The following is an 18,133-nucleotide window of genomic DNA, read 5'->3' as shown; positions in this document are numbered from 1 at the left end:
TCCGATTACTGACGTGTGTCGGCTTTGGTATGTATTTCGCTCTATATGTTCGCTATCGTCGGCGGCTGCGGCGCCGACCGTCCACACTCTTACGGGGGTACGAGGTGATGGATCAGCCTGTTCCACCCGAACTGCACCATGCGTCCGGGCAGTCGCCCGTCGCGCTCGCGGGTGCCGAGGCGGACGCCGGCACCTGGCCGGGCGTCCCGCGCCAGCCGGGGCAGCCCGGCGCACCCCACCCGGCCCCGCCCGCCCAGACCAGCCGGTCGGTCGCGCTGGTGCACGAGTGGTTCACCGCGACCGGCGGCGCGGAACAGGTCTTTCGGCAGCTCACCGAGGTCTTCCCGACCGCCGAGCGGTTCGCCCTGTGGAGTGACGACGACGCCGACCCGCCACCGCTGCGGGTGTCGTGGCTGGCCCGGACGCCGCTGCGCGGCAACAAGGCGGCCGCCCTGCCGTTCATGCCGCTGGTCTGGCGGACCCTCACCCGAGACCACTTCGACGTGGTGATCTCCTCGAGTCACGCCTTCGCGCACACGGTCCGGCTCGGCAACCCCGACCGCACCCGGCACCTCAGCTACGTCCACGCGCCCGCCCGCTACCTGTGGAACCCGGGCGTCGACGACCGGGCGTCCGGCCCGATGCTGGCCGTACCCCGACGACTGATGCGGGCACTCGACGTCGGGCTCAGCCACCACGTGCACAGCTACGCGGCCAACTCCGTCGAGGTGCGCGACCGGATCCAGCGTCACTGGGGGCGCGACGCCTGGGTGATCAACCCGCCGGTCGATGTGGACTTCTTCTCCGCCGCTCCGGCCGCCGACCGGGAACAACCCCGCGACTACCTGCTGGGCGTCGGGCGTTGGGTGCGCTACAAGAACTTCGACCTGATCATCGCGATCGCCGAGGAGGCCGGCCTGCCCCTGGTCATCGCCGGCTCCGGGCCCGAGGAGGCCCGACTGCGGCGCCTGGCGCACGACGCCACTGTGCCGGTCACCATCGAGGTCCACCCGGACCGCTTCCGGTTGCGGCAGCTCTACTGGGGGGCCCGCGCCCTGCTCTTCCCGGTCCACGAGGACTTCGGCATCGTTCCGGTCGAGGCGCAGGCCTGTCGCACCCCGGTCGTCGGGCTGCGCCGTGGTGGGCTGCTGGAGACCGTCGTCGACGGGGAGACCGGCGTCCTGGTCGACTCGCTCGACCCCCGTGACCACGCCGCGGCGATCCGCCGGCTCGACGAGCTGGACCCGGCGCGGATCCCCGTCCAGGCGGGGCGGTTCTCGACGCAGACCTTCGCCCGCCGAGTGACCGAGTGGGTCGAGCATGAGTGTGACTGACCAGATGCGGGTGCTGCACGTCACCCACACCGCGCAACCCGGCGGGGCCGAGCTGGCCCTGGCCCGCCTGCTCGGTCAGCGACACCCCTGGCAGGCGTCCCTGTACGCCCCGCCCACCGGCGCCGCCTTCGACCAGCTCCCCGCCGAGGAGGTGGCGCAGGCCCGGGATCTGCCGACACTGCCCACCGGCGGCACCCGAAGTCGCGCGCCACTGCTGGCGGCCCGCTACCTGACGGCACTGCGCGACGGCGCCCGGGTGCTGCGGCGCAGCCCGCTGTTCCAGCGGGCCGACCTGGTGCACGCCAACACCGCGCCCGCGGCGATCATGTGCGCTCTCGCCGACCGGGCCGGGAGCCGGCCCCTCGTGGTGCACCTACGCGGCCCGTTGACCGTGGAGAGCCTCGGCCCGATCGGTCTGCCCGCGTTCCGCGGGTTGGCCATGCGGCGCGCCGACGGGCTCATCGCCAACTCCGGGTTCACCCTCGCCAGCGTCCCGCCGGGCCCGGCCCAGCGGACGGTGATCCAGAGCCCCAGCGGGATCGCCGAGCGGCTGCCGCAGCCCGAGGTCGGGCCGCAGGTCAGGGCCATCGGGATGGTCGGCCGGCTCCAGCACTGGAAGGGCCAGCACATCTTCCTCCGCGCGTTCGCCGCCAGCCTGCGCGGCACCGAGGTGCGCGCGTACCTCTGTGGTGCCCCGCTCTTCGGCGAGGAGGCCTACGAGACGCAGCTGCGGGAACTCGCCGCCACGCTGGGCATCAGCGAGCAGGTCACGTTTCTCGGGCACGTCGACGACATCAACGGCTTCCTCGACTCGATCGACGTCCTGGTGCACTCGTCGCTGGGGCCCGAGCCACTGGGCCAGACCGTGTTGCAGGGGTTGGCGCGGGCGCTGCCGGTGGTGGCCACCGAGGGCGGTGGGCCGGGGGAGTGGATCCGCTCCGGAGTCAACGGCATGCTGGTCCCGCCCGGCGAGCCGGACGCGCTCGCCTCGGTGCTGCGTTCCCTGGTGGCCTCGCAGCGGCTGCGGCAGGAGCTGGCGACCGGCGCCGCCCGCACCCCGGGCCTGCTGTCCGACGCGGACTGCGTCGATCGGCACGCCGAGTTCTTCGAGTCCGTCCGCCGCGCCCACCGGCCGGCCCACGCGCGGGACGCCGCGTGAGCGGAAGGGCACTACGGATCGCGTACGTCCAGGTCCGCCCACCCGGGCTCACCGAGACCTTCATCCCCGCCGAGATCGAGGCGGTGCGGGCGGCCGGGGCGAGGGTCGAGGTGTTCGTGGCCAACCCGGACGGCGACCGTCGGGCCGAGCCGCGCCGGGCTGCCGTCCAGCTGCTCCGCCGTCCCACCGGGCTCCCGGCCGACCTGCGCCTGCTCGGGCTGCCGTCGCGGGCCGCCGGGGGACGAGGCTTGGCACGGGGCCTGCTGGCCAGCACCGCCGCCAGCGCCCTCGCGGACCGGGTCGCGCGTTTCGACCCGGACGTCGTGCACGCCCACTTCGTCAACGTGCCCACCTCGGTCGCCCTGCTGATCGGACGTCGCCTCGGTCGGCCGGTGACGGCGACCGCGCACGCCGCCGACTTCCTGCTCGACCCGGACCCGGCCGCCCTGTGCCGGCGACTGGCCCGACTGCGGCACCTCTTCGTCGTCTCCGCGGCGACCGCCGGTCAACTCGCGGACCGGGGAGTGCCGATCGCGACGATTCCCCACCGGGTCGTCCGGGCCGGCGTCGACGCCCGGCTCCTGGCCGCGCCACCGACGGTGCCCGCCCCCGCGCCGGGCACGCCGACGAGGATCGTCACCGTCGCCCGGCTGATCCCGAAGAAGGGGATCGACACCGCCATCGACGCGGTGGCCCAGCTCGTCCACGCCGGACATGCCATCCGGTACGACATCTACGGCGACGGTCCACTGTCGGACCACCTGCGCCGGCAGGTCGACTCGGCGGGCCTGGCCGACGCCGTGGTGCTGCACGGCGCGGTGCCACACTCGGTGGCCACCGCCGCACTCGCCGGCGCGCAGGTCGCCGCGCTGCCCTGCCGGCCCGCCCCGAACGGCGACCTGGACGGCATCCCGGTGTTCCTGATGGAGGCCGCCAGTCGGGGCGTCCCCGTGGTCACCACCGCCGTCTCGGGCATCCCCGAACTCGTCGGCCCGGACAGCGGCTGGCTCGTCCCCCCGAACGACCCGGCCGCCCTCGCCGCCGCGATCCGCACGGTGGTCGCCGAGCCGGTCACGGCCCAGCGGCGTGCCCAGGCGCTGCTGCTCCGGCTCCGGTCGGAGTTCGCCCCGGCGGTGCAGGCCGACCGGCTGCTGTCGGTCTGGCGGGAGCTGGCCGGGTCGACTCCGACCCGACCGGCCGCGCCGTCCGGAGGTGGGCACCGGTGACCCTCAGCGTCGTCTCGTCGTACCTGCCGATCCCGCTCGACCGGGGCGATCCCGTCCGGGTGGCGATGACGCTGCGGGCGCTGGCCCAGGTGCCGGACTGCACCCTGCTGGTGGTCCGCCGCCCCGACACCACAGCGGAGCACGTGGAGCAGTTGCGCCAGATGCTGCACCCGATGCGCGTGCGCACCTTCGAGGCCACACCATTCCGCTACGACCGCCTGGGCCCGGCGGGCCGATACTCGCAGGCCCTCGCGTACGGTCTGCCGCCCTGGATCCGCAGCCGCTACAGCACCGAACTGCACGACGAGCTTCGGCGACGCGACGGTGCGGCGATAGCCCTCGGTGAGGCGGCCGGAGCGTACGTCCACGGGACCGGGCTGCGCTGGCACTGGGATAAGGCCAACGTGCTCGCCGCCAGCATCCCGCAGGAGATCGAGGCGGCCGGCGACCTCGCGTACCGAATGCGCGCCCGTTACCTGACCGCCGTCTCCACCCGCTTCGAGCGGCGGGCGCTGGCCGCCTGCGCGACGGTGTCGGTGACAAGCGACGACGAGGCGGAGCGGCTGCGGCGACACCACGGCCGGGCAGCCACGTTCGTGCTGCCCAGCAGCGTCCCGCTCCCATCCGGTCAGCTGCCCCGGCCGCGGGAGCGGGAGCTGGTCTGGCTCAGCAGCTTCGCGTACGAGCCGAACCTGACCGGCCTGCGGCGGTTCCTGGCCGAAGGCTGGCCGGCGCTGGCTCGGTCCGGTTACACCCTCACCCTCATCGGCTCGGGCCTGACCGCGCCGGTGCACGCCGAACTGGACCGGCACCCCTCGGTGCGGGTGCATGGCTACGTCGAGGACCTGCGCGCCGCACTCGCCACCGCTCGCGCCGGTGTGGTCCCGGTGTGGAGCGGGGCCGGCGTCAAGCTGAAGACCCTCACCCTGCTGGCCCACGCGGTTCCGGTCTTCACCACGGCGGTCGGTGCCGAGGGTGTGCCGGCGAGCCCCGCCGTCCGCATCGCCGCGGACCCACCGGCGATGGCCGCGGAGCTCCTCGCGACCACCTCGGCTGCCCTCGATGCCATGGCCGCCGCGGCGACGCGTCTGGTGGAGCAGGAGTTCTCCGAGGACCGGTTCGCCGAGCGGCTCCGCACCGCGCTGCGCAACGATGGCTACCTCGCCGATCGCGGCGCCGCCGGCGCCGAACCCGCACGGTGATGGCCGTCCACCGGCTGGTCACCTCCACCGCGGCCAACCTGCTGATCCCGGTCAGCGGGCTGCTCGTCAGCCCCTTCCTCTCCCGTGAACTCGGGCCCGAGGGGCGAGGCCTCTACGCCGCGCTCACCCTGCCGATCGTGATCTGCGGTTGGCTGGGCACCTTCGGTCTCCAGGACGCGCTGACCTTCCACCTCCGCCAGCGCCGGCTGTCCCGTCGGGACGCGGCCCGGGTCAGCCTGGTGGCAGCACTGCCACTCGGTCTGGTCGCCGTGCTGCTGCTCGGCGTGTTGGGCTTCCTCGTCTTCGACCGGGCGGAGGTCGACCGGCAGCAGTTCCTGGTGCTCGCCCTGCTGGCGCCACTGCACATCATGGCGAACCTGGCGATCGGCGCCCTCACCGGCGACTCGGACATCGGCGGCGTCAACCTGATGAAGGTCGTGCCGGCGGGGCTGCGGACGATCCTGCTGGTCATCGCCTGCGTGACAGTCGACCTGAGCGCCTTCTGGGCCGCCGCGCTCTTCCTGACCGCGACGGCCAGCGGAGTGCTCGTCGGGCTGCCCCGGCTGCGCCGCCGCGCAAAGCCACCGAGTCGCACCGGCCCAACCGAGCCGGCCGAGTCAGCCGATCGCAGCGGACCAACCGACCGGGCTGAGCCAACCGACCGGGCTGAGCCGATCCCGGTCCGTTCGCTGATCCGGTACTCGCTCACCTGCCTGCCGGGGGTGCTCGCCGCGACCTCCAGCGCCCGGCTCGACCAGGTCATCGGCCTGCCGCTGCTCGGCGCACGCGAACTCGGCTTCTACGCGGTGGCGGTCAGCGTGGCGGAACTGCCAACCGTCATCGCGACCGCGGCCCGGACCGTCCTGATGGGCGGGGCGGGCGGCGACGACAACGAATCGGTGCTGCGGGTGGCCCGGGTGGCCGTGCCGGTGGCGGCGCTCGGGTGCGCGGTCCTCGCCGCGAGTGCGGGTCTGCTGGTGCCCCGGTTCTTCGGCGCCGCGTTCGCCCCCGCCACGCTGCCCACGGTCATCCTCTGCGCGGCCACTGTCGTGTTCACCTGCGTGCAGATCTTCAGCGCCCTGCTGCTCGTCAACGACAAGGCGGCCCGATCCTCGGTTGCCCTCGTCGTCGGCTCACTCACCGGCGTACTGCTGCTCGTCGTGCTGGCCCCGCAGGGCGCGGTCGGCGCGGCCCTCGCGAGCCTGATCGGGTACGCCGTCGCGGCCGGCATCGCCGCCCGATCGGTGCGCAGGCTGCCGGCGGTGCCGTCGCTACGAGCGGTGACCGTGCCGTACGCCGCGGATCTTCGTCACCTGCACGCCTGGCTCAGGCGGTGGTGGCGGGCCCGCCGGGCCGGTCCTCCCGAGGCAGGGGATGCTGCCCAAGCACAGTCAGCAGGCACAGGCGGGGGAGTTCGATGAGTGCGTTGTCCAGCGGCCAGACGAAGGGCGCCCTCCTTCGGGCCAGCAAACTGATCCGCCCCGACCCAGGCAGCGCCGAGTGGGTCGGCACCGCGGGCGTCGTCGTCCTGCTGGTCCTCGCCTGGATGAGGGTGACCATCCCGCCGACCGTCCAGATCCTGCAGAACGGGCGACCGACCTTCAACTCCGCCGTGGAGTCGATGCCGCTGGCCGGTCGCATCCTGGGTGACGTCACCACCGCGGCCTTCCTCGGCCTGGCCCTCCTCCTCACCGCGTACGGGCTGCGGCACCGCCGCCCGGATCGCCTGTGGGCGCTCCTCGTGGTCCTCGCCCCGCTGGCAGCCATCCACCTCGCCGGACTGCTGAACGGGCAACCCCCCGGCCCGGTGTCCCTGGCGCTGCCGATCGCCGTCGTCGCCATCTGGGTGCTCCGACCCGGGGCGCAGGCACTGGCCACCATCGGTGTGCTCGGGGCGGCCACCGCTGTCGTCGCGATGCTGCTGGCGGCCGGGTGGCCCGACCTGGGGCTGCTCACCGGAGCCGACGCCGGAAACAAGGACTGGGCGATCGGCGGGTTGCTCGCCGGCCCGTACGCACACTCGAACGTACTCGGGATCATCCTCACCCTCAGCCTGCCGTTCGCGTTCGGCATCCGGCACACGGCGTCGCGTCGGGTCACGCTGACACTGATCCTCGTCGCGTTGCTCTGGACCGGCTCCCGGACCAGCCAACTCGCGGCCATCATCGTCCTGCTGACCTGGGGGCTGCTCCGCTGGCGTACCGGTGGGCAGGCCGACCGGCCCGACCGGGGCCGCGGCCGGCAGCTGTCACTGCTGATCGGCACTCCGCTTGTCGTCGCGCTTGGTCTGACCATCTTCAGCCCACTGCTCACGACCGATCCGGCCGGCTTCACCAACCGGGGCCGGACGTGGCGGGCCCTGCTGAGCCGATGGGCGGAGCGGCCACTGACCGGCCACGGTCCGGAATACTTCGAGCGGCAGCCGGACCTGGCCGCGGCACTCGGCGGCCGCTACACCCACGGGCACAACGTGCTCGTACACCTGCTGACCGTCGGCGGCCTGCTCGCCGTCGTGCTGTTCGCGGTGCTGCTGTGCCAGGTCTGGCGGCGGTCGATGCTCCTGGCCGGGGCCGGCAGTCCGGGCCCGGCACTGTTCCTGATCGCGCTGCTCTGGGTCTCCTGGCTGGAAGCGTCGCACCTGTCGGTCACCCTCGCCGGGTATCTGACCTGGCTGCCGCTCGCCCTGATCGCGCGAGCCGGGCTGCCCAGCCCCGCACCCGACCAGACGATCGGGTCAGAAGATCAGGACGTCCCGTAGGTAGTTGGCGACCCGGCGAAGCTGGTTGGCGCCACCGACCGGTGCGGTCATCCGCAACACCAACTGCTTGTCGATGTCGCCGCTGTCACTGCGCCAGTAGGCGACCACCACCAGGCCGTACCGCTGCGCACCGTCGACGGTGAGGCTGCTGGTCTCGGCGTACGCGGAGGAGGGGCCACTGCGCACCCACTGCAACCCCCAGGCCTCCTCACCGGTACGCATCGCGGTCTGGCGTGGCCCGTCGCAGGGCGCCGGGCAGTCGCGCACGACCAACTCACCGCCGAGTTCGGCTTCGCTACCCGCCGGTGCGCCGCACTGATATTTGCTGAGCCCCTCGGCCCGCTCGACGGACGTGCACTGCCAGCTCGGCGGCACCTTGATCGGAAACGGCAGACCGTCCAACTCGTTGAGGGTGAGAATCCGGTCGGTGGCGGCGAACCGCACCCACAGGGCAGGCCACTCGCCCTGAGCTGGCGGCTCGAGCCCGGGGCTCAGCGGTGCGGAGGCGGGGGCCGGCGCGGGCAGGCCCGACGGGCCCGCCGTGGGCTGCGGTTTTGGCGGATCCGTGCCCGGGTCGAGCAGCAGGACCAGACCACTGCCGGCGACGAGGCCGAGCACCAGGCCGATGACCGGCAGCGCCCACCGGCCCGCACGGGACTGCTTCGGTGCCGAGGTCGTCGTCGCCGGCTTCGGCGCTGGCTCCGGCTCTGGTTCCGGGGTGGTGGGAGTCGGGCGAGGCCGGGTGTCCTGCGGTCGCGACGGGACTGCCCACACCGGCATCGGAGCTTGCTCCGTCGGCGTCGGCGTCGGCGTCGGTGGCGTCGGTGGCGGTGTTGGCGGCGTCGGCGGCGTCGGTGTCGGTGTCGGTGTCGGTGTTGGCGTCGTCGGCTCGACGGTCGGCGTCGGTTGGTCGTCCGTCGACGTCGTCTGCTGGGCGCGCGGAGCCGGCGTCTGCTCGGCCGGGGGCCGCCGGTCGGCCGGCACCGTCTGCTTGGCCTCGGTCCGTGGGGTGGGCACGGTCTCGGCCGGTGGGGTGTGCTCGGCCCGCGGGGTCTGGCGCGGCGGCACCGGTGTTGGCGGCGTGCGCTCCGGTGCGGCGGGTGGATCGTCCGGCTCGGCCGGGGCCGGCTGGTAGGTCATCCCGAGGGCGGCGAACGTGCGTTCGGCAGTCGGAAGAAGGTCTTTCGGGTACGCGACCCAGGGGGTGGCGGCGGAGAAGTCCGCGCCGACCCACAGCGGACTGCCCGCCTCCGAGTGAGCGATCGCGTGGGTGGTGGCCGCGAAGGCGTCCCGCCACCGAGACTCGCCGGCGATGCCGACGTCGAGCACCACCACCACGAGAGATTGCTGTCCACCGTCCACGGCGGACCAGATGCTGCCAATCTGGCAGACGCCCAGTCTCCGGATCCGTTGGTACGGACCAATTGGCTGCATGTGCGACCTCTTCCGCTTGCCCACGTGATGATATCCACCCCGACCCATCCGGTTCGGCCCGGCATAGCCCCGAAGCCGAGGATGTCTTGCCTGGATGACGACAGCCGGCGAGCAGGCCGCCTACGGTCGCCGCCGCGACGACCACCCTGGGCATCCCGCACCGGCGGTAGCCTCGGCCGGTGAGCTGGCTACCCGACGACTTCGTGCACCCCGTCCATGTCCCCGTGCCCACCACCGCGCTGCACCTGCGGCCGATCCGGGAGGCGGACACCCCGATCGACTACCCGGCCGTGATGGGCTCCCGGGAGCGCCTGTGGGAGATCTTCGGGCCGGCCTGGGCGTGGCCCCCGGCGACGATGACCTACGAAGAGGATCGTGCCGACCTGCTGCGGCACGAGCAGGAGATCGCCGCCCACCAGTCGTTCAACTACGCGCTGTTGGACGAGGAGGAGACGGCGCTGCTCGGTTGTGTCTACGTCGACCCGCCCGAGCGCGTCGGCGCGGACGCCGAGATCTCCTGGTGGGTGGTGGACGACCTCGTCGGTGGCGAGGCGGAGCGCGCGCTCGACGCGCTGGTGCCCCGGTGGATCGCCGCCGACTGGCCCTTCCAGCAGCCCCGCTTTCTGGGCCGCGACATCACCTGGCCGGAGTGGCTCGCGCTGCCGCGCCCCTCGTGACACGTCCGGGGTGGTTCCTCGGGGCGCGACCTGCGTCGAGGGTGGGAGGGCTCGACCCGGGGTCGCGATCATGCGGTCCACCTGGGCCTTCGTCCGTGGAGCGGGCGACGGGAATCGAACCCGCGTAGTCAGTTTGGAAGACTGAAGCTCTACCATTGAGCTACGCCCGCGTGCACCCCGCCGAAACGGGGCGCGCGGACAGCGTACCCAATGCCGTTGCCGACCGCGCAGCCACGCCACCGCCCGGCGGCACCGCGTGGTCCGCGCGGCGCGTCGCCACACCTCGAAGATCCACTCGACTTTGCAGGATGTCGCGGTCTCCGCGCGCCCGGGATGCCGCGACTTCCTGAAAGCCGAGTGGATCTCGGCCCGGGAGGCCCGGGAGGCCCGGGAGGCGGTCGGGGCAGGCAGGCCGGCGGACGTTTGGGGTATTTCGGGGGAAGTGTCCGGGTGGCGGGTGCCCCGGCACCGCCTGAGTCGCGCCGACGGCATAGACTGCACGTCGCCACGGGGTGTGGCGCAGCTTGGTAGCGCACTCGCTTTGGGAGCGAGGGGCCGTGGGTTCAAATCCCGCCACCCCGACTGTCGTCCGCGGCCGGGCCGCCCCGGGTGCCGCACACCGCGGTTCCCGGGCGCTGCCGGAGCGTCAGGCCGGCTCGCCTACACTCGATGGGCTGAATCACGCCCAGACTCAACTGAGATCCGTCAAGGAGTACGCCTGTGAAGAGCACCGTCGAGACTCTGAGCCCGACGCGCGTGCGGCTCGCCATCGAGGTGCCGTTCGTCGAGCTCGAGCCGAGCCTCAAGAAGGCGTACCGGGAGATCGGTTCGCAGGTCCAGGTCCCGGGCTTCCGCCGGGGCAAGGTGCCGACCGCGGTCATCGACCAGCGGGTGGGCCGGGGCACCGTCCTCAACGAGGCGGTGCAGGAGGCCATCCCGGAGAACATCCTCGCCGCCGTGCGCGAGCACGACCTCAAGACGCTCGGGCGTCCCGAGGTCGAGATCACCGAGTTCAACGACGGTGACTCGCTCAACTTCACCGCCGAGGTCGACGTCCGTCCGGAGATCACCATCCCGGACGCGTCCTCCATCGAGGTGACCGTCGACGAGCTGCAGATCGACGAGAGCGAGATCGACGAGCAGGTCAAGAACCTGCGGGAGCGATTCGCCACCCTCAAGACGGTCGAGCGGGCCGCCGCCGAGGGTGACTACGTCCAGATCGACCTGAACGCCACCGTCGACGGCGAGGACGTGCCGGGCGGCCAGGCGAGCAACATCTCCCACGAGGTGGGCAGCAAGCAGCTCCTGCCCGGTCTCGACGAGGCCGTCGTCGGCCTCGCCGCCGGCGAGGACACCACCTTCACCACCCAGCTTGTCGGCGGCGACTTCGCCGGTCGGGACGCCGAGGTGGCGGTGACCGTGCGCACGGTCAAGGAGAAGGAGCTGCCCGAGCTGAACGACGAGTTCGCCCAGATGGCGAGCGAGTTCGACACCATCGAGGAGCTGCGCGGCGACCTGCGTTCCCGGGTCACCCAGGGCAAGCAGGTCGAGCAGATCTACGCCGCTCGGGACAAGGCGTTGGCCCAGCTGGTCGAGGCCGCCGACATCCCGGCGCCGGAGGGTGTCGTCCGCGAGGAGGTCGAGAGCCGCAAGCAGGCGATGGTCGACCAGCTGGAGCGGATCGGCGCCTCCATGGAGGAATACCTCGCCGCCGAGGACAAGACCGAGGAGCAGATCGACGCCGAGCTGACCGAGGCGGCGACCGAGGGCGTCAAGGTCCAGCTCCTGCTGGACACGCTTGCCGACGCGGAGGACGTGCAGGTTTCCGACGACGAGTTCGGGCACGAGATCGTGCACCGGGCGCAGCGCGCCGGGATGGCTCCCCAGCAGTACTACGACCAGCTGGTGCGCTCCGGCGCGGCCGCCGCCGTCTTCGGCGACGTGCGGCGGGGCAAGGCGCTCGCCGCCGTCATGGAGCGGATCACGATCAAGGACTCGGCCGGCAACGAGGTCACCCTCGACGCGCTGCGTGCCGCCAACGAGGCGGAGCACAACCACGACCACTGATCGTCGGGTGCGGCCGCCGTCCGCCGCTGTGCGGTGGATGGCGGCCGTTTCCCATTCCGGGTACGCCCGGGCAGCTAGCACTGCCGGGTACGCCCGGGCAGCGAGCACTGCCGGGAAAGCCCGGGCAGCAAGCACTGCCGGGGTACGCCCGAAGCCCGCGCCGCGGGTGCCCGACACAGCTGCGCTGAGAGCGAACAGTGCCCCGACCGGGACTCTGCCGCCCCGCACAGCGGTTAGTGTCGGGAAAGACGGTACGGAGAGCGAAGGGCTGCCATGACCGACATGCACATCCCCAAGAAGTCGCTCCGGGCGATTGACGCGCGCGGTGGCGACTCCATTGGCAACCTCGACGACTCGGTCTACAACCGGTTGCTCAAGGAACGCATCATCTTCCTGGGCAGTGAGGTGACCGACCAGGTCGCCAACCGCATCTGCGCGCAGCTGCTGCTGCTCGCCGCGGAGGACCCGGACCGCGACATCAACCTGTGGATCAACTCGCCGGGTGGCTCGGTCTACTCCGGCATGGCGATCTACGACACCATGCAGTTCATCGACAACGACGTGTCGACCGTGGCGATGGGCATGGCTGCCTCGATGGGCCAGCTGCTGCTCTGCGCGGGCACCAAGGGCAAGCGGTACGCCCTGCCCCACGCACGGATCATGATGCACCAGCCGTCCGGTGGTCTGGGCGGCACGGCGTCCGACATCGCCATCCAGGCGGAGCAGATGCTCTACACGAAGCGGATGTTCCAGGAGCGGGTCGCGCACCACACCGGCCAGAGCCAGTCGCAGATCGAGGCCGACTCGGACCGCGACCGTTGGTTCACCGCCCAGGAGGCCATGGACTACGGCTTCATCGACAAGGTGATCATCGGGGCCGCTCAGGTTCCGGATGGCGCCGGGACCCTGAGCTGAGGAGCTGACGATGACCGATCTGAGCCTGCCGCCCCAGTTCGCGGCCGTGCACAACCGTTACGTGCTGCCGTCGTTCGTCGAGCGCACGTCGTACGGGGTCAAGGAGTCGAACCCGTACAACAAGCTCTTCGAGGACCGGATCATCTTCCTCGGCGTCCAGGTGGACGACGCGTCGGCCAACGACGTGATGGCCCAGCTGCTGACGCTGGAGGGCACCGACCCGGACCGCGACATCATCATGTACATCAACTCGCCGGGTGGTTCGTTCACCGCCATGACGGCGATCTACGACACCATGCAGTACGTCCGTCCGGACATCCAGACGGTCTGCCTCGGGCAGGCCGCCAGCGCGGCGGCGGTGTTGCTGTCCGCGGGCACCCCGGGTAAGCGGATGGCTCTTCCGAACTCGCGGATCATCATCCACCAGCCGGCCACCGAAGGCGGCTACGGGCAGGGCTCGGACATCGAGATCCAGGCCCGGGAGATCCTGCGGATGCGGACGCAGTTGGAGGACATGCTGTCCCGCCACTGCAACCGCCCGATCGAGCAGGTTCGCAAGGACATCGACCGTGACAAGATCATGACGGCCGAGGAGTCCAAGGAGTACGGGCTGGTCGACACGATTCTGACCAGCCGCAAGAAGGGTCTGCTGGCCGCCCAGGCCGCCAGCTGAGCAGTACCGGGTCAGAGGTTGGCCGGGGCGTGGAGTTCCCGGCCGACCTCTGACACACCCGTTTTGGGGGTCGGAGAATGCCCCGCCAGCGGGTAACGTCGGGTCCGTACCGCTTCGCCGGTTCGGCCGGTGGGGTGAACTAAGCCGGGCGGCGCGCAGCGTCCGCAGGTCAGGGCCGGGTCTCCGGCCGATGAGTGCAGGGAGAACGTAGGTGGCACGGATCGGTGACGGCGGCGACCTACTGAAATGCTCCTTCTGCGGCAAGTCGCAGAAGCAGGTCAAGAAACTCATCGCGGGCCCAGGGGTCTACATCTGCGACGAGTGCATCGATCTCTGCAACGAGATCATCGAAGAGGAGCTGGCCGAGTCCGGCGAGGTGAAGTGGGAAGAGCTTCCCAAGCCGATGGAGATCTGCCAGTTCCTCGACAACTACGTCGTGGGGCAGGATCAGGCCAAGAAGGCGCTCGCGGTCGCGGTCTACAACCACTACAAGCGGATCCAGGCAGAGGCGGCCAACGCGCCCGGCTCCGGCAGTGACGCCGTCGAGCTGGCCAAGTCCAACATCCTGCTGCTCGGCCCGACGGGTTGCGGCAAGACCCACCTCGCGCAGACCCTCGCCCGGATGTTGAACGTGCCGTTCGCCATCGCCGACGCCACGGCACTGACCGAGGCGGGCTACGTCGGCGAGGACGTGGAAAACATCCTCCTCAAGCTGATCCAGGCCGCGGACTACGACATCAAGCGCGCCGAGACCGGCATCATCTACATCGACGAGGTCGACAAGATCGCCCGTAAGTCGGAGAATCCGTCGATCACGCGGGACGTCTCCGGCGAGGGGGTCCAGCAGGCCCTGCTCAAGATGCTGGAGGGCACTGTCGCCAACGTGCCGCCGCAGGGCGGCCGTAAGCACCCGCACCAGGAGTTCATCCAGATCGACACCACAAACGTGCTGTTCATCTGCGGTGGCGCCTTCGCCGGTCTCGACCAGATCATCGAGTCCCGCACGGGGCAGGGCGGCACCGGCTTCGGCGCCCGGCTCCGGTCGGTGTCGGAGCGGTCGACCGACGACATCTTCAGCCAGGTCATGCCGGAAGACATGCTCAAGTTCGGGTTGATCCCCGAGTTCGTGGGCCGGCTTCCGGTGATCACCAACGTGCGCAGTCTGGACCGCAGCGCCCTGGTGCGGATCCTCACCGAGCCGCGCAACGCCCTGGTCCGGCAATACCAGCGCCTGTTCGAGTTGGACGGGGTCGAGCTCGAGTTCGACGAGCCGGCGCTCGAGGCGATCGCCGACCAGGCGATGCTGCGGGGCACCGGTGCCCGTGGTCTGCGGGCCATCATCGAGGAGGTGCTGCTCTCCGCGATGTACGAGGTGCCGAGCAACCCCGACGCCGCCCGGGTGTTGATCACCCGTGAGGTGGTCCTGGAAAACGTCAACCCGACGATCGTTCCGCGTGAGTTCACCGGGCGTCGTGCCCGGCGGGACCGCGAGGAGAAGTCGGCCTGATCCTCCCGATGTCACGCCGGCCGCTCAGGGCCCGTGTCAAAGCCCCCGGCTCGACCGGGGACTCTGACACCGGCCCTACTCCTGACGCGGTCGGCGTGATCGCGTCCGGCGGTCCCACTCGCCCGACGGGGTGACGACCACCATCATCAGTCGGGCCGGCTCGTCGCTGTCGTTGCGGTAGCCGTGCTCTCGGTCGGCGTGGATCTCGATGGTCTCGCCGGCGCGGACGGGATGGTCCTGACCGTCGACCCGGACAATCACCGTGCCGTCCAGGATGTGCAGCACCTCGCGGGTGCCGCGCGGGTGGTCGAGGGACCGGTGTGCCTCCCCGGGTAGGAGTCGCCAGTCCCACAGCTCGACGAGGTCCGGCTCGCCCAACCCACTCAACAGGCGGGCCGCGCCGCCGTGCTCGCCCTGCCACAGCACGGGCGCCTCGTCCGCTGAGGTGATCTTCACGGCCCGTTCCTCGGCCGGTTCGAGGAGTTGGGCGATGTTGACGCCGAACGCGTCGGCGACCCGGCACAGCGTGCCGACGCTCGGGTTGGTGCGCGCGCCCTCGATCTGCACGAGCATCCCCTTGCTCACCCCGGACCGGCCGGCCAACTCGTCGAAGGACCAGCCTCGGCCGGCCCGCAGCTCGCGTACCCGTCGGGCCATCGCGGCGGTCACCGCGCCCACCCGATCCGGTCCAGACTCGGTCATTAAACTATCCTTCGCGGTCACTATTATGGTACGACAGATGCATGCTACCCATTGTCCTGGCCGCACTGTCCGCCGTCGCGTTCGGCACGGCCGACTTCTCTGGCGGTAAGGCGTCCCGGCACGCCGACCCGATTGCCGTCACCGTGATCTCCCAGCTGCTGAGCGTCCCGCTGCTCGCCGTGCTGGTGCTTGTCGTGCCTGGCACCCCGCACGTCGGCGACATCGGCTGGGGGCTTCTCGCCGGGCTCGCCGGTGCCGGCGGTGTCGTGCTGCTCTATCGGGCTCTCTCCAGCGGGATGATGGTCGTGGTGGCGCCGGTCACCGCGATCACCGCCGCGGTGGTGCCGATCATCGCCGGCCTCTTCACCGCGTCCTTCCCGGGCGCCCTGGCGCTCACCGGCGCGGGCCTCGCGGTGCTGGCGATCGCCCTGGTCAGCCTGGGGGACAGCGGCGGCGGACGAGCCGTCCCGGCACGGCTGGTCGGGCTCGCCCTCGCCGCCGGGGCGCTGTTCGGCATCTTCTACACCCTCCTCGGCCAGGCCGACGAGAGCGCCGGCATGTGGCCGGTGGCCGCGGTGCGGGCAAGCTCCATCGCGTTCGGCCTCGCCCTGGCCGTCGGCACCGGGGTGCGGCTGCGGCTCGGACGACGGGTGTTGGGCTGGGCCGCGGTCGCCGGCCTGCTCGACAGTGGCGCCAACGCGCTCTTCCTGGCCGCCGCCGCCCGTGGCCACCTGAGCATCGTCGCGGCGGTCGCGGCCCTCTACCCGGCGAGCACCGTGTTGCTGGCCCTGGCCGTCGACCGGGAGCGGCTGCGCGCGATCCAGATCGCCGGGCTCGGCTTCGCCGCCGGTGCGCTGGTGCTGGCCAGCCTCTGACGCTGTCCGAGCGGCCCTTCCCGCCGTACTCTGTGCTCATGCGCGTCGCCGTCTGCCAGCTGAACGCCCGGGACGACCGCAAGGCCAATCTGGCCGCCGCGGAGGTCCTGCTGGACCGCGCGGCCGCCGGCGGCGCGGACCTCGCCGTCCTACCGGAGTACGTCGACTATCTCGGCCCGGCCACCGGGATGCCCGAGCCGGAGCCGGTGGACGGTGAGGTGGGCACGTTCTTCGCCGAGATCGCCCGGCGGCTCGGGATCTGGGTGGTGGCGGGCTCCTTCCACGAGGCCGGCCCAGACCCGGAGCACACCTGGAACACGTCGCTGGTCTTCGACCGCGCAGGCCACCTTGCCGCGAGCTATCGCAAGATCCATCTGTACGACGTGGAGATCCCCGGGCGGGTCTCCTACCGTGAGTCGGCGAGTGTCGCGCCGGGGACCCAACCGGTGGTGGTGGACATCGAGGGCGTGCGAGTCGGCCTGTCGATCTGCTACGACCTGCGCTTCCCGGAGCTTTACCGGCTGCTCGCCACCGACGGTGGCGCACAGCTGCTGGTGGTCCCCGCGGCATTCATGATGCACACCGGCCGGGACCACTGGGAGGTTCTGTTGCGAGCCCGGGCCATCGAGAACCAGTGCTTCGTGGCGGCGGCCGGCCAGACCGGCGATCACGACCCGGGCCGCACCTGCTTCGGGCGCAGCATGGTGGTCGACCCCTGGGGGACGGCCCTCACCCAGGTGCCGGACGGCCCCGGGGTGTCCGTCGTCGACCTGGACCTCGACCGACTCGCCGCGATCCGGGCCGAGCTGCCCAGCCTGGCCAACCGGCGGCTCTGAGCCTCAGCCCTCCAGGAGGACGCCGATCACCGCGAACCCGGCGATGGCCGCGGCGGTCACCAGCAGCGCGGTGGTCATCCGGGATTTGCCCCGTCGGGCCAGTCGTCCCACCGAGAGCACCAGCACGACCAGCACGACCGCACCGATCACCACCTGCCAGAACGGCAGAAGAACGCCGAGTAGCGACTCCTCGGCGAGCACCCTGGTGCCGAGCCCGGACTCATCCATGTCTGACACTCTGGCACGTCGAGACGACCCGCGTCGCCGGGTGCGCCGGGCACCGCCGCGATCCGGCAGATCCGAACCAGTGATGAACGCTGATTTGCCTTCTCCGGGCCGTCCGCGTAACTTTCTCTCTGCACGGGGGAGGCCGGACAAACCGGCCGAGAACGGGCGCCAGGCTCGTGGCGGAAACGCCGAGCGAGACTGAGGATCGGGCGGTGCGGAACACTCCGGATACGGGGTTGCGAACGCGAAGCCGACCGGGTAGAGTTCTGAAGCCGGCAGGAGCCGGGCGGAGAGCCGCGAAGCGGCGATCGGCCGGTCTGCGGCTTCCCACGACAGTAACGACCGCCGGACACGGCGTGCGTCATCGTGGGTCCGGACGAACCAGATTGATCACCTCGAACATGAGGTTGACAATGAAAGTTCGACCAAGTAGGTTTGAGCGGTTGCCCCGAAACGGGGTTCCACTGAGGTGGGGCTTCTGGTCGGTGTGTGGTTGTTCTTTGAGAACTCAACAGGGTGCTTGTAAAGCCAGTGCCAATT

Annotated in this window: 16 protein-coding genes and 2 tRNA genes; 14 read left to right on the top strand and 4 right to left on the bottom strand. The window is 71.3% G+C overall.

The window, feature by feature from the left end; genetic code table 11:
• Nucleotides 1-107: 107 nt before the first annotated feature.
• From AB0B14_RS35850 to AB0B14_RS35825, 6 genes are read left to right on the top strand one after another with little or no spacing between them, the layout of a single operon-like run.
• The gene (locus tag AB0B14_RS35850; RefSeq protein WP_357526541.1) at nt 108-1,334 is read left to right on the top strand and encodes a glycosyltransferase; all 1,227 of its coding nucleotides are present in this window, start codon (nt 108-110) and stop codon (nt 1,332-1,334) included.
• Nucleotides 1,321-2,493, top strand: a complete 1,173-nt coding sequence (locus tag AB0B14_RS35845) for a glycosyltransferase family 4 protein (protein WP_357526539.1) — start codon at nt 1,321-1,323, stop codon at nt 2,491-2,493. Before AB0B14_RS35850 ends, AB0B14_RS35845 begins: the two co-directional genes overlap by 14 nt.
• Nucleotides 2,490-3,719, top strand: coding sequence for a glycosyltransferase family 4 protein (locus AB0B14_RS35840; RefSeq protein ID WP_357526537.1), 1,230 nt, complete (start codon nt 2,490-2,492; stop codon nt 3,717-3,719). Before AB0B14_RS35845 ends, AB0B14_RS35840 begins: the two co-directional genes overlap by 4 nt.
• Nucleotides 3,716-4,921 carry a glycosyltransferase gene (locus tag AB0B14_RS35835; protein ID WP_357526535.1) on the top strand — a complete coding sequence of 402 codons (1,206 nt, stop codon included), beginning with the start codon at nt 3,716-3,718 and terminating at the stop codon, nt 4,919-4,921. The genes AB0B14_RS35840 and AB0B14_RS35835 overlap by 4 nt, the downstream gene beginning before the upstream one ends.
• Nucleotides 4,921-6,342: an oligosaccharide flippase family protein gene (locus AB0B14_RS35830; protein ID WP_357526533.1), complete on the top strand. Its 1,422-nt coding sequence runs from the start codon at nt 4,921-4,923 to the stop codon at nt 6,340-6,342. Before AB0B14_RS35835 ends, AB0B14_RS35830 begins: the two co-directional genes overlap by 1 nt.
• Nucleotides 6,339-7,679 (top strand): O-antigen ligase family protein, encoded by a 1,341-nt coding sequence (locus AB0B14_RS35825; RefSeq protein WP_357526531.1) that lies wholly within the window; start codon nt 6,339-6,341, stop codon nt 7,677-7,679. Before AB0B14_RS35830 ends, AB0B14_RS35825 begins: the two co-directional genes overlap by 4 nt.
• Here the strand turns inward: AB0B14_RS35825 and AB0B14_RS35820 are convergent.
• A complete protein-coding gene (locus AB0B14_RS35820; protein ID WP_357526529.1) occupies nt 7,656-9,041 on the bottom strand; it encodes a hypothetical protein in 1,386 nt (461 codons plus the stop codon). The genes AB0B14_RS35825 and AB0B14_RS35820 overlap by 24 nt on opposite strands.
• A gap of 251 nt (nt 9,042-9,292) precedes the next feature.
• On the opposite strand from AB0B14_RS35820, the gene AB0B14_RS35815 reads away from it, so the two are divergent.
• Nucleotides 9,293-9,790 (top strand): GNAT family N-acetyltransferase, encoded by a 498-nt coding sequence (locus tag AB0B14_RS35815; protein WP_357526527.1) that lies wholly within the window; start codon nt 9,293-9,295, stop codon nt 9,788-9,790.
• 96 nt (nt 9,791-9,886) lie between these two features.
• On the opposite strand, the gene AB0B14_RS35810 is transcribed toward AB0B14_RS35815, so the two are convergent.
• A tRNA-Gly gene (locus AB0B14_RS35810) sits at nt 9,887-9,960 on the bottom strand.
• A 338-nt stretch (nt 9,961-10,298) separates the two neighbouring features.
• Here AB0B14_RS35810 and AB0B14_RS35805 point away from each other — a divergent pair.
• The 5 genes from AB0B14_RS35805 to clpX all read left to right on the top strand — a co-directional run bounded on the left by AB0B14_RS35805 (nt 10,299) and on the right by clpX (nt 14,952).
• Nucleotides 10,299-10,372: transfer RNA gene (locus AB0B14_RS35805), tRNA-Pro, on the top strand.
• A gap of 138 nt (nt 10,373-10,510) precedes the next feature.
• Nucleotides 10,511-11,857: a trigger factor gene (gene tig, locus AB0B14_RS35800; protein ID WP_357526525.1), complete on the top strand. Its 1,347-nt coding sequence runs from the start codon at nt 10,511-10,513 to the stop codon at nt 11,855-11,857.
• A 273-nt stretch (nt 11,858-12,130) separates the two neighbouring features.
• The gene (locus AB0B14_RS35795; protein WP_007464111.1) at nt 12,131-12,772 is read left to right on the top strand and encodes an ATP-dependent Clp protease proteolytic subunit; all 642 of its coding nucleotides are present in this window, start codon (nt 12,131-12,133) and stop codon (nt 12,770-12,772) included.
• A 10-nt stretch (nt 12,773-12,782) separates the two neighbouring features.
• A complete protein-coding gene (locus tag AB0B14_RS35790) occupies nt 12,783-13,445 on the top strand; it encodes an ATP-dependent Clp protease proteolytic subunit (protein ID WP_088988028.1) in 663 nt (220 codons plus the stop codon).
• Nucleotides 13,446-13,656: 211 nt separating this feature from the next.
• Nucleotides 13,657-14,952 (top strand): ATP-dependent Clp protease ATP-binding subunit ClpX, encoded by a 1,296-nt coding sequence (gene clpX, locus AB0B14_RS35785; protein WP_145779357.1) that lies wholly within the window; start codon nt 13,657-13,659, stop codon nt 14,950-14,952.
• Nucleotides 14,953-15,027: 75 nt separating this feature from the next.
• Here clpX and AB0B14_RS35780 read toward each other — a convergent pair whose 3' ends face one another.
• Nucleotides 15,028-15,654 (bottom strand): cupin domain-containing protein, encoded by a 627-nt coding sequence (locus AB0B14_RS35780; protein ID WP_357526523.1) that lies wholly within the window; start codon nt 15,652-15,654, stop codon nt 15,028-15,030.
• A gap of 41 nt (nt 15,655-15,695) precedes the next feature.
• Between AB0B14_RS35780 and AB0B14_RS35775 the strand changes: the two genes are divergently transcribed.
• Together AB0B14_RS35775 and AB0B14_RS35770 are read left to right on the top strand one after the other, a co-directional pair.
• Nucleotides 15,696-16,529: a DMT family transporter gene (locus tag AB0B14_RS35775; RefSeq protein ID WP_357526521.1), complete on the top strand. Its 834-nt coding sequence runs from the start codon at nt 15,696-15,698 to the stop codon at nt 16,527-16,529.
• Between the two features lie 38 nt (nt 16,530-16,567).
• Nucleotides 16,568-17,365 carry a carbon-nitrogen hydrolase family protein gene (locus AB0B14_RS35770; RefSeq protein ID WP_357526520.1) on the top strand — a complete coding sequence of 266 codons (798 nt, stop codon included), beginning with the start codon at nt 16,568-16,570 and terminating at the stop codon, nt 17,363-17,365.
• 3 nt (nt 17,366-17,368) lie between these two features.
• On the opposite strand, the gene AB0B14_RS35765 is transcribed toward AB0B14_RS35770, so the two are convergent.
• Nucleotides 17,369-17,593, bottom strand: a complete 225-nt coding sequence (locus AB0B14_RS35765; protein WP_357080727.1) for a hypothetical protein — start codon at nt 17,591-17,593, stop codon at nt 17,369-17,371.
• Between the last annotated feature and the right edge of the window lie 540 nt (nt 17,594-18,133).

It is taken from the genome of Micromonospora sp. NPDC049171, from assembly GCF_040648275.1.
In the GTDB taxonomy this organism is placed as follows: domain Bacteria; phylum Actinomycetota; class Actinomycetes; order Mycobacteriales; family Micromonosporaceae; genus Micromonospora.
The sequence above is the reverse complement of the archived record's forward strand: the minus strand, read 5'-3'. Positions and strand labels throughout refer to the sequence as shown.